The organism is Oceanospirillum sp. (assembly GCF_048265165.1).
Classification (GTDB): domain Bacteria; phylum Pseudomonadota; class Gammaproteobacteria; order Pseudomonadales; family Halomonadaceae; genus Oceanospirillum.
This window is the reverse complement of record NZ_JBLXCD010000001.1, coordinates 525,129-544,938: the sequence shown is the minus strand read 5'-3', so window position 1 is coordinate 544,938 and position 19,810 is coordinate 525,129. Positions and strand designations below refer to the sequence as shown.

General features: G+C 49.3%; 18 protein-coding genes. 12 read left to right on the top strand and 6 right to left on the bottom strand.

Annotation, left to right across the window (positions count from 1 at the left end; all coding sequences use genetic code 11):
- Positions 1-122 precede the first annotated feature (122 nt).
- The 6 genes from ACN0R8_RS02315 to gloB form a co-directional block, all read right to left on the bottom strand.
- Complete coding sequence (locus ACN0R8_RS02315) at positions 123-1,673, bottom strand: ABC transporter ATP-binding protein (protein ID WP_417594683.1); 1,551 nt, start codon at positions 1,671-1,673, stop codon at positions 123-125.
- Positions 1,673-2,740, bottom strand: coding sequence for an ABC transporter permease (locus ACN0R8_RS02310; protein ID WP_417594681.1), 1,068 nt, complete (start codon positions 2,738-2,740; stop codon positions 1,673-1,675). Before ACN0R8_RS02310 ends, ACN0R8_RS02315 begins: the two co-directional genes overlap by 1 nt.
- Before the next feature lies 1 nt (position 2,741).
- Positions 2,742-3,827 (bottom strand): microcin C ABC transporter permease YejB, encoded by a 1,086-nt coding sequence (locus ACN0R8_RS02305; RefSeq protein ID WP_417594679.1) that lies wholly within the window; start codon positions 3,825-3,827, stop codon positions 2,742-2,744.
- Between the two features lie 94 nt (positions 3,828-3,921).
- The gene (locus tag ACN0R8_RS02300) at positions 3,922-5,754 is read right to left on the bottom strand and encodes an extracellular solute-binding protein (RefSeq protein ID WP_417594677.1); all 1,833 of its coding nucleotides are present in this window, start codon (positions 5,752-5,754) and stop codon (positions 3,922-3,924) included.
- 187 nt (positions 5,755-5,941) lie between these two features.
- On the bottom strand, positions 5,942-7,621 hold the full coding sequence (locus ACN0R8_RS02295) for a LysM peptidoglycan-binding domain-containing protein (RefSeq protein ID WP_417594675.1): 1,680 nt from the start codon (positions 7,619-7,621) through the stop codon (positions 5,942-5,944).
- Between the two features lie 30 nt (positions 7,622-7,651).
- On the bottom strand, positions 7,652-8,413 hold the full coding sequence (gene gloB, locus ACN0R8_RS02290) for a hydroxyacylglutathione hydrolase (RefSeq protein ID WP_417594673.1): 762 nt from the start codon (positions 8,411-8,413) through the stop codon (positions 7,652-7,654).
- Positions 8,414-8,743: 330 nt separating this feature from the next.
- Here gloB and ACN0R8_RS02285 point away from each other — a divergent pair, with 330 nt between their 5' ends.
- From ACN0R8_RS02285 to gspI, 12 genes are all read left to right on the top strand, one after another.
- Entirely contained in the window at positions 8,744-9,541 is a 798-nt protein-coding gene (locus ACN0R8_RS02285; protein ID WP_417594671.1) for a class I SAM-dependent methyltransferase, read from the top strand.
- Positions 9,542-9,720: 179 nt separating this feature from the next.
- Complete coding sequence (gene rnhA, locus ACN0R8_RS02280; RefSeq protein WP_417594669.1) at positions 9,721-10,170, top strand: ribonuclease HI; 450 nt, start codon at positions 9,721-9,723, stop codon at positions 10,168-10,170.
- A gap of 125 nt (positions 10,171-10,295) precedes the next feature.
- Positions 10,296-11,009 (top strand): DNA polymerase III subunit epsilon, encoded by a 714-nt coding sequence (gene dnaQ, locus ACN0R8_RS02275; protein ID WP_417594667.1) that lies wholly within the window; start codon positions 10,296-10,298, stop codon positions 11,007-11,009.
- Positions 11,010-11,056: 47 nt separating this feature from the next.
- The gene (locus ACN0R8_RS02270; protein ID WP_417594665.1) at positions 11,057-11,809 is read left to right on the top strand and encodes a hypothetical protein; all 753 of its coding nucleotides are present in this window, start codon (positions 11,057-11,059) and stop codon (positions 11,807-11,809) included.
- Positions 11,809-12,735, top strand: coding sequence for a type II secretion system protein N (locus ACN0R8_RS02265; protein WP_417594663.1), 927 nt, complete (start codon positions 11,809-11,811; stop codon positions 12,733-12,735). Before ACN0R8_RS02270 ends, ACN0R8_RS02265 begins: the two co-directional genes overlap by 1 nt.
- Positions 12,736-12,871: 136 nt before the next feature.
- A complete protein-coding gene (gspD, locus tag ACN0R8_RS02260) occupies positions 12,872-14,773 on the top strand; it encodes a type II secretion system secretin GspD (RefSeq protein ID WP_417594661.1) in 1,902 nt (633 codons plus the stop codon).
- A 1-nt stretch (position 14,774) separates the two neighbouring features.
- Positions 14,775-16,370: a type II secretion system ATPase GspE gene (gspE, locus tag ACN0R8_RS02255; RefSeq protein ID WP_417594659.1), complete on the top strand. Its 1,596-nt coding sequence runs from the start codon at positions 14,775-14,777 to the stop codon at positions 16,368-16,370.
- 2 nt (positions 16,371-16,372) lie between these two features.
- Positions 16,373-17,584 (top strand): type II secretion system inner membrane protein GspF, encoded by a 1,212-nt coding sequence (gene gspF / locus ACN0R8_RS02250; protein ID WP_417594657.1) that lies wholly within the window; start codon positions 16,373-16,375, stop codon positions 17,582-17,584.
- Between the two features lie 41 nt (positions 17,585-17,625).
- On the top strand, positions 17,626-18,111 hold the full coding sequence (gspG, locus tag ACN0R8_RS02245; RefSeq protein ID WP_417594655.1) for a type II secretion system major pseudopilin GspG: 486 nt from the start codon (positions 17,626-17,628) through the stop codon (positions 18,109-18,111).
- A 6-nt stretch (positions 18,112-18,117) separates the two neighbouring features.
- A complete protein-coding gene (locus tag ACN0R8_RS02240; protein WP_417594653.1) occupies positions 18,118-18,702 on the top strand; it encodes a prepilin-type N-terminal cleavage/methylation domain-containing protein in 585 nt (194 codons plus the stop codon).
- Between the two features lie 91 nt (positions 18,703-18,793).
- A complete protein-coding gene (gene gspM, locus ACN0R8_RS02235) occupies positions 18,794-19,363 on the top strand; it encodes a type II secretion system protein GspM (protein ID WP_417594651.1) in 570 nt (189 codons plus the stop codon).
- Positions 19,364-19,369: 6 nt separating this feature from the next.
- A complete protein-coding gene (gspI, locus tag ACN0R8_RS02230) occupies positions 19,370-19,807 on the top strand; it encodes a type II secretion system minor pseudopilin GspI (protein WP_417594649.1) in 438 nt (145 codons plus the stop codon).
- Positions 19,808-19,810: the final 3 nt, after the last annotated feature.

Below are 19,810 nucleotides of genomic sequence, written 5' to 3'. Positions count from 1 at the left end.
AAAAGGAAGCCGAAGTGGCTTCCTTTTTTGTTTCTCAGCCTTGAGAGGTCTCTGCTTGACCCGTGTTAAGGTAGCAGGTGAGGGTGGCGTGTTACGGATGCTAAAAGCGGCCGTATCACGCCTCAGACTGGTATGTGAGTGCTTTCCCCATCAAGATGAATCACCTTATGACACATGGATTGAGTGATAGCTGGATCATGAGTAATCAATATATAGCTGATGCGATGCCTGACCTGAAGTGATTTCAGGAGTTCTACCACCTGTTTTTGTACGCTTTTATCCAGAGCTGATGTAGGTTCATCCAGAATGATCAGCTTGGGACGAAGGATAAGTGCCCGGGCGATAGCCACCCTTTGGCGTTGTCCTCCTGAAAATTCATGAGGGTAGCGATGTCGGGTATCCGGATCAAGGCCAACCTCTTGCATAACGTTTATGACTGACGTTTTAATTTCAGAATCTGAAGCCGGATAGTGTACTTTTAATCCCTCAGCAATAATCTCACCTATGGCCATACGTGGACTAAGGCTGCCAAAAGGATCCTGTAGAACGACCTGGATTTTCTTCCGGATTTTTCTGAGTGCTTCAGGTGAAAGCTGATTAAGATCCTGCCCATCAAAGCGGATTTCTCCCTGACTGTCTATCAAACGGAGAATCGCCATTCCAAGTGAAGTTTTTCCTGAGCCGCTGGCTCCCAAAAAACCGATACATTCTCCCTGGCAGAGGTCAAATTCGGCACCGGTTACTGCTTTGATGTGACCGGTTACTCGCTTCATAAGGCCTGTACGAATTGGGTACCAGACATTGAGTTGCTTGACGGTGAGCAGGTTGTACGCATCGCTCTCAAGAGGGACCGGTTTTCCATCAGGGTCGGCTGCGAGGAGCATTCGGGTATACTCTTGTTTCGGATCAGAAAAAACAGATCCGGTATCGGCCGTTTCAATAACTTTACCCTGTTGCATGACGCACACCCGGTCTGCGTAGTCGCGAACGATATTCAGATCGTGGGTGATAAGAAGAACTGCCATCTGATACTTCTTCTGTAGCGTTTGAATCAGGTCCAGAATCTGCTTCTGGATCTGCTGATCTAATGCTGTTGTTGGTTCGTCGGCAATCAGGAGATCCGGTTCGTTAGCGATTGCCATGGCGATCATCACCCGTTGGCGCTGTCCGCCAGAGAGTTGGTGAGGTAGGGCATGGTAGCGCTGTTCTGGATGTTCGATACCGACTTCATTCAATCGTTTGACAGTTTCGTCAAACAGCTCATGCTTGTTAAGAGGGCGGTGCAGCCTGATGATTTCTGAAATCTGCTTGCCGATACTATGCAGGGGGTTCAGAGATGACATTGGCTCCTGAAAAATCACTGAAATACGGTTGCCCCGCAAGGCCATCAGCTGTTTTTCATTAAGCTGGCTCATATCTTCGCCGTCAAACCAGACTTGTCCATTGAGCTGCTGGGCTGCAGAGGGTAGCAGGCGTGGAATACTGAGAGCTGACAAGGATTTACCTGAACCACTTTCTCCGACGATACCAAGAGTTTCGCCTCGTTGTACGTAAAATGAGACCCGGTCGACCACAGGATTCCTGCGGTCAAAAGCTAATGTCAGTTGCTCAACCTGTAGTAATGGGGCTTCAGCTCTATCCGTTGTCGCTGTTTGTTGTTCGGAACAGCTCATTACAGGCCTCCTGTATGGCGTGGGTCGAAGGCATCCCGCACGCCCTCACCGATAAATACCAGTAGTGTCAGCATGCCGGAAAGCACGACAAAAGCGGTGATGCCTAGCCAGGGAGCGTGCAGATTAGATTTGCCCTGAGCGACCAGCTCGCCCAGAGATGGTGAGCCTGGAGGAAGCCCAAAGCCAAGAAAGTCCAGAGCTGTCAGGGTGGTTACACCACCGGTAAATATGAAGGGCATAAAGGTCATTGTGGCGACCATGGCATTGGGTAGCATATGCCGCCACATAATCAGCCGATTGGGTACACCCAGTGCTTTAGCGGCCGTAATGTATTCAAGGTTACGACAGCGTAGAAATTCGGCCCGAACAACATCTACTAGAGCCATCCAACTAAATAGCAGCATAATGCCCAGTAGCCACCAGAAGTTGGGCTCAACAATGCTGGAGAGAATAATCAGGATAAACAGCGTTGGTAGTCCTGACCAGATCTCGATAAAACGTTGGCCAAGCAGATCCGTTTTGCCACCAAAAAAACCCTGAACAGCACCGATAAATACACCAACTAAAGTACTGCCAATCGTCAGGGTAATGGCAAACAGCAGAGAGATACGGAAACCATAAATAACCCTTGCCAGTACATCACGTCCCTGGTCGTCAGTGCCCAGCCAGTTTACAGTTGTTGGCGGACTTGGAGCTGGCTGGTCCAGCTGATAATTGATGGTGTCGTAACTGAAAGGGATCAGTGGCCAGAGTATCCAGCCTTTTTCTTCTATCAGCTCCTGAATATAGGGGTCTGTGTATTCCGCTTCGGTGGTGAAGTCACCACCAAAACGTGTCTCAGGGTAAACCTCCAGCACGGGTACAAACCATTCACCCTGATAGCGGATCAGAAGAGGCTTGTCATTGGCAACCACTTCAGCAAACAGGGTCAGTACAAACAATAGACTGAATATGATCAGAGCCCAGTAGCTGCGTCGGTTTTGCCGGAAGCTTCTAATACGCCGCTGGGCAATGGGTGAGGGCTGCCAGAGCTGCTTTCTTTGTGATGTCGTATTTGTCAGGCTCATATCAGCGATTCTGTCCTTCAAAGCTGATTCTTGGGTCTACCATAATGTAGGTGATGTCACTGATCAGTTTCAGCAGGAGGCCGATCAGGGTAAAAATGTAGAGCGTGCCGAAGATAACCGGATAATCCCGCTGCATAACAGCCTCGAACCCAAGCAGTCCAAGACCATCCAGGGAAAAGATAACTTCAATCAGCAGGGAGCTGGAGAAAAAGATGCCAATAAGAGCAGCAGGCATACCGGCTATAATCAGCAACATGGCATTGCGGAAGATATGGCCGTACAGGACGCGTTTCTCAGAAGCTCCTTTGGCTCTGGCTGTCATCACGTACTGCTTGTTAATCTCATCGAGGAAGCTGTTTTTGGTCAGCATGGTCAGAGTTGCGAAGCTTGAGATAACAGAGGCCAGAACCGGCAGGGTGATATGCCATAGATAATCGGTGATCTGACTGTACCAGGGAAGCTGATCAAAATTTTCCGAGGTCAGGCCCCGAAGAGGGAACCAGTCGAGGTAGCTGCCACCGGCAAATACCACAATTAATAGAATGGCAAACAGAAAGTTAGGAATCGCATACCCCACAATGATGATGCTTGAAGACCAGACATCGAAAGGTGAGCCGTGCTGTAAAGCCTTGCGGATACCCAGTGGAATGGATACCCCGTATACAATCAGTGTTGTCCAAAGGCCTAAAGAGATGGAAACCGGCATTTTTTCCAGTATCAGATCCAGAACAGGCTTATCCCGAAAAAAACTATCACCAAAATCAAAGGTCAGGTATTGAGTTATCATCTGAAAAAAGCGTTCGTGGGCAGGCTTGTCGAAACCAAACTGCTGTTCTATTTCTTTGATCAGAGCAGGATCAACCCCCTGGGCCCCTCTGTAGTCTGAGTTTGAGCCTTGAGACTGGAGTTCAGTCTGCTCTCCAGAGCCGATACGCGTACTGGACTGACTATCCATGCCGTCCAGTTGGGCCAGAACCTGCTCTACAGGCCCACCTGGTGCTGCCTGAACAATAATAAAATTGAGCAGCATAATACCAAAAAGTGTTGGAATCATTAGCAGCAGGCGACGGGTAATATAGCTCCACATGGGATTTCCTAATCAGGTGCTGTTATGGATCAATAGGGTTGCACCTTGCCGGATACTTGTCATTAGCTGACGGCAAGGCGCTCTGATTACCGGATTACTTCTTCTGGTGCCACCAGGTATCCGTTGCCAGTTGGTAGGGCGGTGTCACGGTAGGGTGCATAATCTTATGATCGTAAGCGACGCGATACTGAGTAATTCCCCAGTGAGGAACAACATAGTGTCCCCACAGAAGAACTCTATCCAGTGCCCGGGTTGCTGTGACCAGTGCCGGACGATCTTTTGCTGTGATGACAGCCTCAACTAATGCGTCAACCACCGGGCTTTTGATACCGATGACATTACTGGCATTTTGCTTGTCCGCATACTCTGAATGCCAGAACTCCCTTTGCTCATTACCCGGAGAGTTCGATTGTCCGATGCTATAGACGATCATATCAAAATCGAAACCTCGGACCCGATTGATATACTGGGTCGTATCAACAATCCGGGTGTTCAATGTAATACCTAAGCGCTCAAGATTTTTCTTGTAAGGGTGCACGACACGCTCGAAGGTTGAATCATAGAGCAGCATCTCTATGACGACGGGGTCACCGTTCTGATCGACCCGTTTACCATCCTTTACCGTCCAGCCAGCCTGTTTCAGTAGACGTGAGGCCTGGCGTAGTTCATTTCGAATATTGCCATCTCCCTGTGTTTTGTTCAGGCTAAAGGTTTTTGTAAACACTTCCACTGGCAGTTGTGCCCGATAGGGTTCCAGTAACTGTTTTTCATGCTCTGATGGTAAGCCTTTGGCCGCCAGCTCGGAGTTTGAGAAATAGCTCTCAGTCCGGCTATAGGCTCCGTAGAAAAGATTCTGATTTGTCCATTCAAAGTCAAAAGCGAGGTTGAGTGCTTTTCGAACCCTGATATCCTGAAACTTATTCCGGCGCAGATTGAAAATGAATGCCTGCATGCCTGTTGGGTTTTTGTGGGCGATACTCTCTTTGATAATACGGCCTTCGCTGAGGGCAGGGGAGTCGTAAGATGTGGCCCAGAACTTGGAACTGTTTTCACGGCGGAAATTAAGATCGCCTGACTTAAATGCTTCAAGGGCAACCGTACTGTCACGATAATATTCAAATGCCATCAGATCGAAGTTATGGCGTCCTTGGTTGATTGGCAGATTTCTCCCCCAGTAATTGCTATCCCGCTGATAATGGATCGAGCGTCCGCTATCGACTTTGGATATTTTATAGGGGCCGGAACCTACAGGTGGCGTTAAGGTTGTTTTAGTGAAGTCTTTATCCTGCCAGTAATGTTTTGGCAGCACAGGAACCTGACCAATAATCAGAGGTAACTCACGGTTCTCAGTGGACTTAAAGTTGAAGCGAACGGAGTGCTCCCCTGTTTTTACGATATTACTGATGTCAGCGTAATAAGCCCGATAAAAAGGGCGGCCTTTTTCTCTCAGCGTATTGAAGGTGAAAATAACATCTTCTGGCGTTACGGGTTTGCCGTCATGAAAACGAGCGCTGGGCCGTAATGTAAACTCTACCCAGCTATTATCCTCTGCCCTGGTGACGCTTTCAGCCAGTAGGCCGTATTGGGAGAAAGGCTCATCAGCGGAAGACTCCATCAGGGTATCGTAGATAAGCCCTATACCAGATGCTGGTACCCCTTTGATAATAAAAGGGTTCAGGGAGTCAAAGGTACCTACTGCCGCTTGTCTGAATGCACCGCCTTTGGGGGCTGATGGGTTGACGTAATCAAAGTGGCTAAAGTCCGATGGATACTTAAGATCGCCGTGCATCGCGATACCATGCTGTGGCGATGCGGCAAAAGAGAGCGCTGAAGTGGTCAGTGCAAGCCAGGTGAAAGCGGTACAGGTGAGTTGCCTGATTGGCGTTCGGCGGCTGATGAAGGTCGTCTGCTTAAGGGCGTTCAGCATAATAGAGGGCTCCTGCCAAATTTTCTTATATTCTTCAATAGGCTACGAATAAATTGTTTATGTCAGAGAATACGGATCTTATCGGGATAGGCAACAAAAAAGGGGTGCGTTGCACCCCTTTTTTGTCTTCAGAATCATCAGTGATCCGTTCTGATAATTAAGACCGAAAGATGTATGACGAGTTCAATCAATGGCTACGGGTTACATCGACATACAAGGTCAGGCTCTGACCTGGTTGTAGATATTTACGCTTATCAATCTTATTCCAGCTGACAATCTGATTTACGCTGACGTTAAACTTACCGGCGATCCTTGCCAGAGAGTCACCGCGGCGTACTTTGTAGCCTACACGGCGGATAATTTTACGATTCTTTGTACCCGTACTCACCGCCTGGTCTGCCTTTGACCAGATCACCAGTTTCTTTCCGGGCATCAGGGGGTCATTAGGCGCCATACCGTTCCAGCGCGCGAGTTCACGAATACTGACCTTATGCTTGCGGGATAATAGCCAAAAACTATCACCGGACTGGACATAGTGGACGATTTTATTGCCGCCGGTATTGCTGCGGTCATAACTCTGTTTGCGCTTTAGCCGCTGGCTCGAACTCAGCGCATAATGGCTGGCATTGGCTTTTGGAATGGGAATCAGCAAGCGGCTGCCTGCCCGAATAGAGTTGCCGCGTATCTGATTGGCATCACGAATCAGAGCCGGTGTTGTGCGGAAGCGTTTGGCGATACTGATCAGGCTGTCACCGGACTCAACCTTGTAACGTTGCCAGGCGATCCGTTTTTGCGGAGGGACTTTGGACAGGTTCTCTTTGAATGTGTCTGTATTCTCAACGGGCACCAGCAGGCGGTGAGGGCCATTTGGTGAGGTTGCCCATTGGCTGTAACCGGGGTTGAGAAGGTACAGTTCATTGATGGTAATATCGGCCATTTTTGCCGCCTGGGCCAGATCGATCTGAGCTTCAGTATTTACGGCAGAAAAGTAGGGCTCATTAGGTATATGGCGCAGCTTGATACCGTACTCTTCAGCATGTTTCACGAGCTTAGCCAATGCGATCAGCTTGGGAACATATGCTTTCGTTTCAGCAGGAAGCCTCAATGCCCAATAGTGTGTCGGTTTGCCGGCTTCACGGTTCTTTCGAATGGCTTTATTTACTGTGCCGCCACCTGAGTTGTAGGCTGCCAGTGCATGCATCCAATCACCATCGAAACGTCTTGCCAGACGATCAAGATAGGTCAGAGCTGCATCGGTAGAGTCCAGCACATCACGACGCCCGTCATACCACCAGTCATTCTTGATGCCGAAATAGCGAGCCGTTGACGGGATAAACTGCCACATGCCGGATGCGCGCCCATGGGAGTATGCGAAGGGGTCGTAAGCACTCTCAACAATCGGTAGTAACGCTAATTCACCGGGCAGGTTGCGGGCTTCTACCTCTTTAACAACGTGGAACATGTAACGTTCAGCACGGGTAAATACACGCTCAAGATAATGAGGGTGGCGCTTATACCAGTTTAGTTGTGCTGCGATACGCGGGTTGTCGATCTCAAGATCAAGCTTGAAGCTCTGCAGCAGACGATCCCAAAGGTTAAACTCAGGAAGAGAAGGGTTGTCCCATGAGCGCCATTCAGTTCCAGGGCTCTCGATGTCGGTATGGGAGAGACGGAGATCCTGAATTGTCTGCTCACTCTGGGCACGATAGGTATTCAGTGAAATAAAATGTTCATCTGCCGGGGCCACTGCAGAACGGGTGGCAGATTGTTCGGATGTTGGCTTTGTATTGATGCAGCCGGTTAATGCCAATGAAAAGGTGAAGGGTAAGAGGCAAATACCGGCTTTTTTGATTTTGGTGACTATCATAGATTTTATGGGTACTAAGTTCGGTCCTGATTAAAAACAGTTTTTCCACTGGCGGATAGCCGTAAAAACTTTAACAGGATCAACAACTAATGTGCCCGATTGCTCTGTAGCAGCAGCGATAACCGGGGGCTGGTGACTTCTGAGGAACGGATTATGACATTTTTCATCGCCAATTGTCGTGGGTAACGTCGGTAAATTACTGTTACGGACCCGATCTGCTTCACGGCTGGCTTTGAGTACATAGGGGCTGTCCGGCTCCACCGCTGCGGCAAATTTCAGGTTAGCTTGGGTGTACTCATGGGTAGGGTAAACCCGGGTTTCATCAGGGAGTGCTGCAAGCTTCATAAGTGATGTGTACATCTGTTCCGGTGTGCCTTCAAAAATTCTGCCACAACCGGCGAAAAACAGTGTGTCACCACAGAACAGCACTTGCTCTTCTTCTGAATAAAAACCAACATGATCCAGTGTGTGTCCGGGTATAGAAAGAGTCCTGAAACAGCTTCCCAGCACATCGACCGTTTCACCTTCAGTTAGCACATTGTCGGTGCAGCGCGCCACATCAGCGCCGTACGCCTGTACATCATAGATCTGTTTCAGTTGGTCAACACCGCCGGTGTGATCCATGTGGTGGTGGGTTATCAGAATTCCTCGTAACTGGAGCTTTTCATCGTTTAGGTGGTCTATTACCGGAAGGGCGTCGCCAGGATCAACGACCCAGGCTTCAGATTTATTGTTGGTCAGCAACCAAATATAGTTATCGTTGAATGCCGGAATCGGTTTAATCTTTAGCATAATGCGCTTTCCTGATAATTATTTTGCCCAGTGACACGTGATTGTTATGTGGTCAGTGCCTGCCTTATCGGTCATGTGCTGACAGGTAAGTGGAGCGTACAGTGCCCAAATATAGAAGCCAGTCCGCTATTTTCTAACATAATGACCCAGAAAAAGCTGTTATTTCAATACGCGGGTATCTGTTTGGCCTGCCAGTATTAAATGAGTTCTGCTCCGCTAAGGCTTCATCACGTCGAGGAAGGAAATTGACGGATGTTGTTGATTTAAAAGCGATGATCAGATTTTACAGTGGTATTACACAGAAGGTAAGTTAGCAATACGGGAGTTGATGTGAAATTTGCTGGTTTTAGACAAGACAAAAGAGCTCTTTCAGATTTTTCAGAGGCACTGGAGCTTTGGTGGCGACAGCCGCTGGGGCGTGAGCTTTTCGAGGCGGAGTCTGCGCAGCTGGAGCCTTTTTTGGCAAAAACATTTGGCTATCATTTCCTTAACTTGGGTGTGTCTCCTCATGTCAGCCTCGAGCATTTGAGCCCTATTAAGCATCCGATGGTCTGGAGTCCCAAGTTGGTGACCGACGCCGGGGACTCTGTTTTGGTCTCTCAGCCCGATGCTTTGCCACTCCCTGATGACAGTATTGATGTGGTTTTGCTGCATCATCTGCTTGATTTTGTCGAAACGCCGCACCTGGTTTTGCGGGAAGCAGCCCGGGTAACTCAGCATAAGGGCCATCTGGTGATCGTGGGCTTTAACCCGTTAAGTAGCTGGGGGGCCTGCCGTTTTGTACACTCCCGACGGAGAGTTCCCTGGGGAGGGCGATTTATCGGTCTGAGCCGGTTGAACGATTGGCTGACATTGCTTGATTATCGTATTGAGGATGTTGAAACTGTTATGTGTCGCCCTGCGGTTAATAGTCGCAGCTGGCTGGAAAAAAGCCGTTGGCTTGAGTCTGCTGGTATGCTGGATCGTTTTGGGGCGGCTTATATCGTTTGGGCTAAAAAAGAAGTCGGTTGTTCAACGCCGGTTCGTAAGCCCTGGCAGCAAAAACAGTTTATTCCAGGGGTTGTGTCGCCGGCATCGAATAAAGGGATGGGGCGAATGAGATTGCGTCGTCCGGACAACAAGAATTGAGAACTCCATTGATTGGTAGTGCTGGCTGATCGGCCTGTTTCATCCGGCTAAGCTGAGATTTTATCCGCTTTGGTCGTTTACTTTCTGCTAGAATTCACCGCTTTGGCCGAAGCATCAGGGTGTTTCGGATGATTTACATGCTCCCTGGTAAAGGGATTATGGATTTATGAGAGGTTGTTTTGAGTAACCAGTTGGTGCGCATATTTACCGATGGTGGTTGTAAAGGAAACCCCGGCCCGGGCGGTTGGGGTGCGATACTCTACTATGGCGATGCAAAAAAAGAGATTAAAGGTTCTGAAAAAGAAACAACAAATAACCGTATGGAGTTGATGGCGGCTATTCAGGCTTTAGAGCTACTGAAGCGTCCTTGTGAAATTGAGCTGACAACCGACTCCCAATATCTGCGGCAGGGCATCACGCAGTGGATCCACAACTGGAAAAAGCGAGGCTGGAAAACAGCTGATAAGAAGCCGGTTAAGAATCAGGATCTTTGGCAACGGCTTGATGCGGCTGTCGGGCAGCATAAAGTGACATGGTCCTGGGTGAAAGGGCATGCCGGTCATCCGGATAATGAACGCGCGGATGAGCTGGCTAATGAAGCGATATCTGAGTTGCTAACAGGGCAGTAAATGGATGGTCAGCCATGGTTTGATGAATAGCCAGCCGGGATTTGATTGCCGTCCCCGTTCCATTATGCTTTCGTCCTGCTATGATTCTGCGTTTTTGTTTTTATACATCGTGAGAAGACAGTTCCATGAGACAAGTTGTACTGGATACGGAAACGACAGGCCTTGAGGCTTCCCGTGGCCATAGAATTATCGAAATTGGTTGCGTAGAGCTGATTAACCGTAAGTTTACCGGCCGCACTTACCATCAATACATTCATCCTGAGCGGGAAATTGATGCAGAAGCGGAAGAAGTACATGGTATCTCTCTCGACTTCCTGAGCGACAAGCCGGTATTTGCCAAAATTGCCCAGGAATTTTTCGACTTTATCCGTGGCAGTCAACTGGTTATTCATAATGCGCCTTTCGATGTAGGCTTTATGGATCACGAGTTTAAATGGTTGGATGAGGCGACCGGCTCGACCTTTGGTAAAACGGAGGATCATTGTCAGATCCTTGATACCCTTGTTATGTCCCGTCAGATGCATCCCGGCTCCCGCCATTCTTTGGATGCGCTTTGTAAAAAGTACGATATCGATAACTCCCATCGTGAGCTGCACGGCGCATTGCTTGATGCTGAAATTCTTGCCGATGTTTATCTGAGAATGACCGGTGGTCAGACCGACCTGAAGCTGGTGGCTGAAAGCGAAGAAAATGGTAACGATCATTCTGATGTGACGGCGATTCACCGCCTAAACTCCAATCGTAATCCACTTCCCGTTATCACTGCTTCTGACGATGAGTTGTTGGCTCACCAGGAGAAAATATCCAATATCGATGGCCTGTGGGATCGACTGAGCTAGAAAAGGGTTGTATGAGTCAACGCGGCGTTTTTTTTTCCAGAAAATGGGTGAAATTTATTTTGCCCATAGCTTTCTTTTTAGGGCTAATGGCAAACTTTCCGGCGAAAGTGGCTTGGGGCTATGTCGAGAAATCCTTAAAGCTTCCTGAGAAGCTGTCCCTGGTATCCATTGGGGGAACGGCCTGGGACGGCCACTCTGTACTGTCCATTTCCAATAAAGATCAGCTGCTTCAGTTTAAGGTTGATTGGCAGCTTGGTTTGCCTGCTTTGTGGAGACATGGCCGTTTCTTTTCAGTGTCATTGAGTCACCCTGGTACAAAGCTAGAGCTTACAGCGACCCCAAACTGGAGGCTGACAGGTTTTAAAGGTCAGGTGGCGGGGCATATTCACCCTCTGCTACTGAACCCTTTTCTGAAACAAAATAAAGCCTGGATATCCGGTACGGCTTCAGTGAACCGGTTGGATTTCAGTTTTGTTGATGGTAAACCTGAAGCTTTATCCGGTGCTATCGTCTGGCAAGGTGGTGATACCTATTTCTTACCACCCGGAGGGCGCTCTCCTCAGCTCATTCGTTACCCTCAATTAGCGATTCGGGTATCAACCCAGAGTCAAACCGGTGATATTCATGCCACTGTTACCCGATTGGGTGAAGATGGTGCTCTTGTTTCGGGAGCATTGAGTCAGGATGGCTGGTTGGCTGTTCGGGTGAACGGTCGCCTGAAAGAGGCGGTACCTGATTTACCTGTCCCCAGAAAACCAGCAGACCAAGCTTTGATTAAATACAAAGAGAAGGTGTTCTGATGATGCTATGGCATAGGCTTCAGGCAGCTCTGGCACCTCTGACAGGTGCTTTTCTGACCTGTGTTGTGGGATGGCAATTGGGAGCATTTGCTGCTCTGCAGTTTTCTGACGCAGACAGTGTGGTGCTTTCTAATCAGGTTGTTGAGTCCTGGCTAATTGCAGGTCAGCGGCCAGATCTTGTTCCTTCTGAATTAGCATATCAGCGCCTTTTTGATCAGGAAGATATGGTGCAGGAGCCGGTGAAGGCTCCGTCTACACCTCTGAAAATGGTACTGAGAGCTGTTTTTGTTGCCCCGGATAATGCTGACTCTGGCGCTATCATTGCGACGTTGAATAAAAAAGCCCGTTATTACAAGACTGGTGACGAGGTTGAATCCGGTATTTACCTGAAAACGGTATACGATGACCGCGTGCTATTGAACCGTAAAGGTCACTCAGAGGTGCTGTACTTCCGTAAATCAGGTAGTTCTACGATATTATCATCTGTTCAGCGCTTACCGGAACCAAAGGTATCTGTCGCTCAGCGGACTATTACCTCTTCACCCCCTTCACGCCCTGCGCCCGGTGTTGTTCAGAACCTTCCTCAAACAGAATTGGGCAGCGATATACGTAGACTGAATGCAGCGGCCTTTATGCGCAAATACCAGAAGAAGATGCAGGAAGATCCTGTGAGGCTTCTGAGTGAAGCAGGAATAACACCTGCGGCTAATGGTGGCTATCAGGTAGGGGATAGTCCGTATGCCTCCCTGTTGACTTCCGCAGGGCTGGAGATGGGGGATGTAATCTTATCGGTTAACGGAACATCCCTGGGTGATCCTCAATCTGATGCGCAGCTGCTGGGAACGCTTTCTCAAAAGCAGGAGGTGGAAGTGATGATTCAGCGCGGCTCCCGGCAGTTTGCTGTTACTTTTCCTGTAACACGTTAAAAGTATTAAATTTTTCCTTAAATAAGGTTTCTGAGAATCGTTATTGTTTGTGTTTTAAGGTATTCTTGCCACTGGCTGGACATCCTGAAATCAAACATTGGCAACAGACAGGCTCACAGATAAAAATGGAGTTTCGGTGTTTAAAAAAATAATACTCATTAGCGTTCTGATTTTTTCACTGCCGGTATTTGCCGGGCAGTGGAAAGTGAATATTAAAGATGCCGAAATTGATGCTTTTATCAGTCAGATCGCCGATTTCACCGGTAAAAGCTTTATTGTGGACCCCAGAGTTAAAGGGCGGGTCACGGTTATTTCCAAGGCATCAATGGATGATGAGGCTGTATATCAACTCTTTCTTTCTGTCCTGAATGTTCATGGCTTTGTTGCTGTTGAGACGGATGACGGGGCGATCAAAATTATTCCAAATGCAACGAGTAAGCAGGAAGGTAACCGTTCTGCAATTCGTACCGGTGATAGCTTCCTTACTGAGGTCATTCAATTAAAGTCTGCAACAGTATCGGAAGTTGTTCCCGTACTGCGGCCGTTGGTTCCTCAGTATGGTCATCTGGCAGGGGTTCAGTCGTCTAATGCACTGATTATCTCTGATCATGGGGCTAACATTGAACGTCTGAAGAGGATTATCTCAAGGATAGATGCGGGCAAAGATGAGCAGATTGAAGTGATCAGTCTGCAGCATGCCTGGGTTGGTGATTTGGCAACCCTGATTGAAGAGTTAGAATCTGCGCAGTCTGGCAGTAAAGCTAAAAACCAGGATGGTCGCTTTACTATTGTGGCAGATGAACGCTCCAACCGACTGATACTTAAGGGGAGTGACCCTGACCGTCAGCGCATAAAGAACCTGATAGCTAAACTGGATAAGCCCTTTGAAAGCAAGGGTGTTACTCAGGTTATCCAGTTGAATTATGCTGAGGCCGTCAAAGTGGCTGAGTTATTGGATAAGGTGATTAATGATACATCACCAGCCTCTGAGAAAGCCCCTATGACGGTAACAAAAGCTCAGTTTCAGGCTGATGAATCTTTAAATGCCCTTGTGATTCGAGCCGAACCTATAGTGATGTCTGAAGTAAAAAGCCTGGTTTCTCAGCTGGATATCCGCCGGTCGCAGGTGTTAATTGAGGCGGTTATTGTGGAGGTTAGTGGCAGTAATGGTGAGCAACTGGGCGTCCAGTGGCTTGTGGGTGATTTTGAGAACGGGCCCGTTGGCGGAACCAGCTTTGGTACTGCGGGGGTTTCCGGCGCCAGCTTAATCTCTGATGCGGTAACAACCGGGGGTGCGGCGACAATAGGCAAAATCAAGGGTGCTTTTTTAGGTGGCAGTGGTTCTGTTGATGGGCAGGATTTAGGGCTTCTGGTTCAGGCTCTGGCGACAACGTCGAATGCGAACCTACTTTCAACGCCGAGTGTTATGACTCTGGATAATGAAGAAGCAGAGTTTGTTGTTGGTCAGAATGTTCCTTTTCTGACCGGTACAACGACCAGTTCAACCACTACAAACCCTTTTACCACTATCAGTCGGGAAGATGTGGGGGTAACTCTTAAAGTTAAACCTCAAATCAATGATGATGATAGTGTGCGTCTCGAGGTTTTGCAGGAGGTTTCGTCATTAGTGCCTTCTGACAATCCATTGGCCACAGGGGCAGCCGACCGTATTACGAATAAACGCTCCATTGATACTACGATTCTGGTCTCTGACGGTGAAACGATTGTGTTAGGCGGTTTGATTCAGGATGATATTCAGGAATCCGTCAGTAAAGTTCCGCTTTTAGGTGATATTCCTCTTATCGGTGCGCTTTTTCGCAGCACCCAGATCACAAAAACAAAGCGCAATCTGCTGGTATTTCTGCGCCCTAAAATTATTCGCGACAGCAACCGCCTGAAAGCCATTGCTGATGCAAAATATCAAGGGATATACCGTGTTGATGCCTATAACGGCGAGCTGCATGACAGGCAAAGTGTTGGCCCAGTGAAGCGGAATCAAGGGAGTGTTGAGCAGTTATTTGAGGGTGGGAAGGATTGATATGTGCCCGGATTTTCCTGCAACTCAAGTATCACCGGATACCTCTGTAGAGGGGGTACCGACCCTCTCAGAAAGTGCAAAGGCACTGCCTTTTTTATCCGGTCTGACGGCTTTTACAGCGCTTCCTTTTACCTTTGCCAAGAAACAGGGGGTTTTGATTACTCCCACTGAACGCGGTTTGATTTGCTATGCCCGTGAACCTTTGAATACGACGGCTTTAGGTGAAGCGATTCGCGTCTGCGGTACGCCGGATGCGCTTGAGATGTTGACTCCAGAGATATTTGAGCAGCAGCTCACCCAAAGTTACCAGTCAGACTCTTCTGAAACACTGCAGATGGTGCAGGGTATCGGCGACCAAATGGATCTGGCCAGTCTTGCGGACTCCGTTTCTGAAACAGAAGACCTGCTGGATCAGCAGGATGATGCTCCTATTATTCGCCTGATTAACGGCCTGTTACAGGAAGCCATTCGCGATGGCGTCTCTGATATTCATATTGAGACGTTTGAAAAGCGCCTTGTCGTCCGTTTTCGTGTGGATGGTATTTTGCGACCTGTCGTCGAGCCAAAGCGAGCACTGGCCCCGCTACTTATCTCACGTATTAAGGTGATGGCCAAACTGGATATTGCCGAAAAACGGGTGCCGCAGGATGGGCGTATATCACTGCGCTTGGGTGGCCGTGAAGTGGATGTTCGCGTTTCAACGTTACCCTCCAGTAATGGTGAGCGAGTGGTGCTGCGTATTCTGGATAAGAACGCCGGACGTATGGATCTGGCGCAGCTGGGTATGTCGAAACAGGTCCACGCTGGGCTGAAAACCCTGTTGGCTAAGCCCCATGGTATTTTCCTGGTGACAGGGCCAACCGGCTCAGGTAAAACCACCACGCTCTATGCATCCCTGACCGCTTTGAATGATTCCAGCCGTAATATTATGACGGTGGAAGATCCTATTGAGTACAACCTGGAAGGTGTGGGTCAGACACAGGTCAACCCCAAGGTTGATATGACTTTTGCCCGGGGTCTTCGTGCCATGTTGCGACAGGATCCTGACGTGGTGATGGTGGGTGAAATTCGGGATATTGAAACCGCTGAGATAGCTGTGCAGGCCAGTCTTACCGGCCACCTTGTTTTGTCTACCCTGCACACTAATACTGCCGCTGGCGCGGTGACCCGTTTGCAGGACATGGGAGTTGAGCCCTTTCTGCTGGCCTCAAGCTTGTTAGGCGTCCTGGCACAGCGCCTGGTTCGTGTGCTCTGCACCGAGTGCCGTTCACCCTACGAGCCGGATGATACCGAGCGCAGATTGATGGGGCTGACGGATTCAGACGCGGTAACTCTCTATCATGCGCAGGGGTGTCCACACTGTAACCAACAGGGTTATCGGGGGCGAACCGGTATTTATGAGCTGTTAGCGATAGATGAAGATGTCCGACGCCTGATTCATCAACAAGCAGGTGAGCAGGAAATTGAGCATTATCTGAAGCAGGCAACAGCCCTGAATGGTGAGTCTTATCAGACGATCCGGCAAGATGGCCTGCGCCTGGTGCGGGCTGGTGTTACCACCGTTGAAGAGGTGCTGCGTGTGACCCGGGATGATTGATCATGGCTGCTTTTAATTATCAGGCTGTCACCACCTCAGGGGCGAAAAAGAAAGGTGTTATGGAGGGCGAAAGCCCTCGCCATATTCGCCAGCTGCTTCGTGATCAGGGGTTGATTGCGGTATCTGTTGAGCCCGTTGTTAATGCCGGAAATAAGCCCAGCCGATTTCTTTCCGGACCTGGCATGTCGGTTAAAGAGCTAGCGCTCTGCACCCGTCAAATGGCGACGTTGGTACAGGCGGCAATGCCGTTGGAAGAGGTGCTTCAGGCGGTCGCTGCACAGTCTGAGCGGCCAAAGGTGAAAAGTTTGTTACTGGGTGTCCGGTCACGAGTACTGGAAGGTCACACCCTTGCTGATGGCATGGCAGGCTTTCCGAATGCCTTCCCTGAAATGTATCGGTCAACCGTTGCAGCAGGTGAGCATGCGGGACATCTGGATCTGGTGCTGAATGAGCTGGCGGATTATACCGAACAGCGGGAACAGGCGCGTCAGAAAATCCAGCTGGCGCTGCTTTATCCCGGACTGTTAACCGTCACTTCTATCGCTATTGTCAGCTTTCTTCTGGCGGTGGTTGTGCCGGATGTTGTGAAGGTGTTTACCCGTACCGGGAATGACCTGCCGCCACTAACGGCCGGGCTGATTGCAGTGAGTGATTTTCTGAACCAGTTTGGCCTGCATCTTCTTTTGCTGCTTTGCCTGGGGTTTCTTGGCTTTTCTTCTGCTTACCGCAAGCCGGGATTTCGTTTACAGGTTGACCGCTGGCTGACGGATTTTCGTCTGACTCGCAGAATCAGTCGCGGTATTAATGCTTCCCGGTTTGCGGGAACCCTGAGTATCTTATCCCGTAGCGGCGTCCCTCTGGTCGAGGGGCTTAGTATCGCCGCTGCCGTAATGCCGAATCATTTTATGCGTCAGCAGGTCAGTGAGATCGCCGGTAAAGTGAAGGAGGGAACCTCGCTGTTTAAAGCGTTAGAGCAAAGTGGGCGCTTTCCTCCCATGATGCTCTACATGATCGCCAGTGGGGAGCGCAGTGGGGAGCTGGAGAGTATGCTGGATCGTGCGGCGAAACAGCAGCAGCAAACACTGGAAGCACTGGTAGCCACCGTTGTTGGTCTTTTTGAACCCGTTGTCCTTATTGCGATGGGCGGGGTTGTATTGACCATTGTACTGGCGATCCTGTTACCGATTTTGAATATGAATCAGCTGATTGGCTGATTCTGTTTAGATAATATATAGCGAATATTGAAGGAACTTTTATGAACGCTCAGGACATACAGATTCAAGACGAGATCTGCTCAAAAAACATCGCTTCGGCGCAGCGTAACCGTCATAAACAACAGGGCTTTACCCTTATCGAAATTATGGTGGTGGTGGTTATTCTGGGAATTCTGGGGGCTTTGGTTGCGCCTTCGATTCTGGGGCGCCCGGATGAAGCGCGGGTAACGGTTGCTAAGAATGATATTCGTTCTATCAGTAATGCCCTGGATATGTACAAGCTGGATAACCTCCGTTACCCGACCAATGAGGAAGGCCTGAGAGCTTTGGTTGAAAAACCGACTACCGCGAAAAACTGGAACCCGGATGGTTATCTGCCTCAGATGCCGGAAGATCCCTGGGGCAGTGCTTATATTTATAAGCGCCCCGGTGAAAAAAGCCGCCATTTTGACCTCTATTCGCTGGGGGCTGATGGTCAGGTAGGCGGTGAAGGTACCGATGCGGATATTGGCAATTGGGACAAGTAATTCCCTGTGAAACCCGGTAACCATCAACAGGGTTTTACCCTAATTGAAATTCTGGTCGTTGTTGTCATTATCGGTGTTTTACTGACAGCGGCGGTTGCCCTCAGGGGTGACCACTCCGGCCAGAGGGCGCTGATCGCTGAAGGTGAACGTCTGCGTGCTGTTTTTATCTCCGCACAAGAAGAAGCGATTCGTAGTGGTCTGCCTTTGAATTTTGTAGCAGCGACTGACGGTTATGGTTTCAAGGTATTTCAGCCAGAATATGGTGAAGATCCGATTACCGTTTCAGAAGGGCTTGTTCCTTCTGCGGGCATTGAACTGATGGTATTGAAACGTCAGCCTGTCGGGCAATGGTCTGAGCCGCAGCTTCGCTCTCTGGGTGAGTATCAGCCGGAACGAGCAATACATGTTTCGTTGCGGGTATCAGGTAAGTCTGCCACTGAACTGCTGCTTCCGTCGTCAGGCCTGACGCAGCCATTTTCAGTGGCACTTTACTTCCCTGATAACCCGGATCAGGTCCTTACCCTATCTGGTGATGGTGTCGGGCTACCGGATTATCAGCTGTACTCAGTGCAGGCGCGTGATAAGGGGTAATGGGCTTGGGTTGTGACACCGCAGGGCTGGTGTCAGAAAAAACATGGCTAGATAAAGTCGGTTAATGTAGAGCAAAGGAAAGAGGCATTTGATGGTGTTAAATCGGAATATAGCTGCAGATTTTGGCCGCAAAGTCACTTTTCTGATGGCACAGGCGCCGGTTTTGATTTCTGCGTATCTGCCCGGCTCTGTGAAGTCCGGCTGGAATAAATTGCCTGAACGTGATCGCAGTGCATTAAAGTTACTGTTCGCCGTGCTGTTGCTGACGCTACTCTATTTGCTGGTTTGGCAACCGGTGATGCAAAAAGTTGAGCAGCGTAAGAGCTGGCAACAAAAGCAGTCAGTACGACTGGAGCAGGCCCAGTTGGCGGCATATAACCGGTTAAATCAGTTTGGTATGATCGATCTGTTACCGCTGGATATCTGGTTAAAGCAGGCGCTACCAGGTTATCGTCTGAGCTTGATTCAACACAAGGCGGGTGCAGACTCTAAGCAATCGGGACAACTTCAGTTTCGTTACAGTGATAGCAGAAACGCGCAGCACTTCCTTATTGCGATGAGTCGTTTTGCTGAACTCAGTCAGATCAAGGTTGATCAGCCCCGGCGAACGATCACATTACGCTACCGCGCTGATCCCCGGTACGTGAATATGGTGCAATAGCCACCTATGTACAACATCTCCCCTTATGCTAAGAAACCGCAACATTTGCCGTGCCGATCACTGTCCCAGCAGGGCTTTACACTGCTTGAGGTGATGATCGCATTGGCGATTCTGGCTGTTGCTTCGGCGGGGTTGCTTACTGCCAGTAGCGGCTACGTGCGTCAGAGTAGTCAATTGGAGCAGCGGGTGATCGCAAACTGGGTTGCCCAAAACAAAATAAATGAACTGCGCTTGGCTGGCTCACCACCTGGAATAGGTGAAAGCAGGAGTGAGACAGAGCTGGCTGGGCGGCACTTTCTTCTGAAAACCCAGATATTTTCCACGGAATCGCCATTTTTAGTGCGGGTTGAGCTGGAGGTATATCGCCATGAAAAAGGTGATGATGCCAGCACGAAAAACTTTGCTTTAGCCCAGCTCACCAGTTTTTTGCGAACGGAGCTATAGGTC